The organism is Chroococcidiopsis sp. (genome assembly GCF_051657925.1).
In the GTDB taxonomy this organism is placed as follows: domain Bacteria; phylum Cyanobacteriota; class Cyanobacteriia; order Cyanobacteriales; family Chroococcidiopsidaceae; genus Chroococcidiopsis.
This window is the reverse complement of sequence record NZ_JBOFLP010000353.1, coordinates 1-1,869: the sequence shown is the minus strand read 5'-3', so window position 1 is coordinate 1,869 and position 1,869 is coordinate 1. Positions and strand designations below refer to the sequence as shown.

Annotated in this window: 4 protein-coding genes and 1 pseudogene; all 5 read left to right on the top strand. The window is 42.4% G+C overall.

Annotated elements, in window-relative coordinates:
* On the top strand, positions 1–256 hold a 256-nt coding region (locus ACRC32_RS28330), incomplete at its 5' end, for a response regulator transcription factor (RefSeq protein ID WP_438557109.1).
* Between the two features lie 2 nt (positions 257–258).
* The gene (locus ACRC32_RS28325; protein ID WP_438557108.1) at positions 259–1,092 is read left to right on the top strand and encodes an FkbM family methyltransferase; all 834 of its coding nucleotides are present in this window, start codon (positions 259–261) and stop codon (positions 1,090–1,092) included.
* A 27-nt stretch (positions 1,093–1,119) separates the two neighbouring features.
* Positions 1,120–1,290, top strand: coding sequence for a hypothetical protein (locus ACRC32_RS28320; RefSeq protein ID WP_438557107.1), 171 nt, complete (start codon positions 1,120–1,122; stop codon positions 1,288–1,290).
* Between the two features lie 32 nt (positions 1,291–1,322).
* Positions 1,323–1,508 (top strand): hypothetical protein, encoded by a 186-nt coding sequence (locus tag ACRC32_RS28315; protein WP_438557106.1) that lies wholly within the window; start codon positions 1,323–1,325, stop codon positions 1,506–1,508.
* Positions 1,509–1,514: 6 nt separating this feature from the next.
* Positions 1,515–1,869 (top strand): annotated as a pseudogene (locus ACRC32_RS28310) (hypothetical protein); the annotation flags it as partial.

Below are 1,869 nucleotides of genomic sequence, written 5' to 3'. Positions count from 1 at the left end.
AAAAATGAACCGGAGGCAATTACTAAGTTTACCTCCAATTCAAGCGCGTAGACTTAATTTCGCACTCCTTAGTCACGGTCAACTCCGCTATGTGAGATTGGTTGCATCTGGGTTGAGCAATCAAGAAATTGCTGACTTTCTCGGCGTGTCAACTAGAACCGTAGAAAGTATGCTTCGCAAGTCATATACAGCGTTAAATGTCAAGAGTAGGTTCGACTTAATCGCTACTGTTAGACAATCCCAATTAATTAATTAATCATGCTTTCTCACTTCACTCAATACAACCGCACATCTTTAGAGAAGATAGCTAGCGACAATACCAAGTCTCACTATTTAGGGGATGCCGTACTATGCCATGTATTAGCTAAATACTGGATGTACGTCGATCCTGAGAATGCCGATATTTCCCCTCATTTAATTGCGCGTGGCTACTGGGAAATGTGGATTACAATTGCGATCGCACGTATCTTACAACCTGGATGGTACTGCATTGATGTCGGCGCGAATATGGGGTATTACTCTTGTTTGATGGCTGACGCTGTAGGTAGTTCGGGTAAAGTTTTGGCAGTAGAAGCGAATCCGCGTAACACTAATTTGCTTAAAAAGACAGCGATTGCCAATGGTTTTAAACAATTAGAAGTTGTAAATTACGCCGCGTGTGATGAGGATGATAGTCTGACTGTTTTAGAAGTGCCACCGATGATGGGTGGTAGCGCGTCTATTATGAGCTGTCACAAGGGCGCAACCACAATCTATGAGCTAGAAGTTGAAACTACCACGCTTGATAAATTAATTGATGCTAGAAGTTGGGAGCGGGTTGACTTTATCAAGATCGATGCAGAAGGAGCGGAAGGATTAATTTGGGAAGGAATGCAGAAAATATTAACTGCCAACCCTAATATCCAAATCGTAATGGAGTTTGAGCCTAGTCGCTACCTTCACCCTAGAGGCTTTTTAGAATCAATTCAATCGGCAGGGTTTGAGCTGCAATTCATTGACTTTGTTTCACAAATTCAGCCAATAACTCTTGAGCAGTGTTTAGAACAAAAAGATTGGTTGATGCTGTATCTGAGTAGAGCTAAAAATGACTGATGATTGGGACTACGATGACTGTCCTGTATGCGGATGGTTGGCGATCGCATTTTAGCTGTTGGAACTGTGGCGGTGAAGGCGGCTGGTATCAGAGGCGAAGACTCGCCAATAGAATATGCACCCGACGAATGGGAATCCTGCGATATTTGTTCGGGGAAGGGGGATTTCTGGGTATGTACTCACTGCAAGAGTGACTAAAAATGGGTAGAAGCATACATCAAGAGCGCAAAATGACCCAGCGAAAAGCTCAACTATTGGCAGTGCTAGAAAAGCACTACTCAAAGAGTGCTTGCCAAATTGCTAAAGAAGTAGGCATAAAAGATAGTTATGCTCGTGAGATACTAAACGAGCTTTATGCTGCTGGAATTGCGATCGCAGAGGAAAAAAATAAAGTTCGATATTGGCATTCCGTATAAAGACATATGCCAATAACTGTTGAAAAAACCTGCCTCTACTGCAACAATACTTTCACCGTGACAGTGAAATATCCTAGTCGCGAACCAAAAAATTTTTGCACTCCGTCTTGTAGAGTCAAATACTATCTACCACTTCAAAACAAACACCCTTGGAGCGAACGTGAAACGGTAATACTATCAGAACTCATTGACTCTTGCTCGCGCCGTATGTTAGCCAAGAAGTACAACAAGATAGCAGTAAAATTTGGATACCCTAAACGTTCGTCCAACGCTATTTATTTTCGTATCTTGCAGTTGCGTTCGAGCGATCGCGAATTACTTAAAGATCATGGTGGTGTTTACGATAACTGGACGAAAAAGC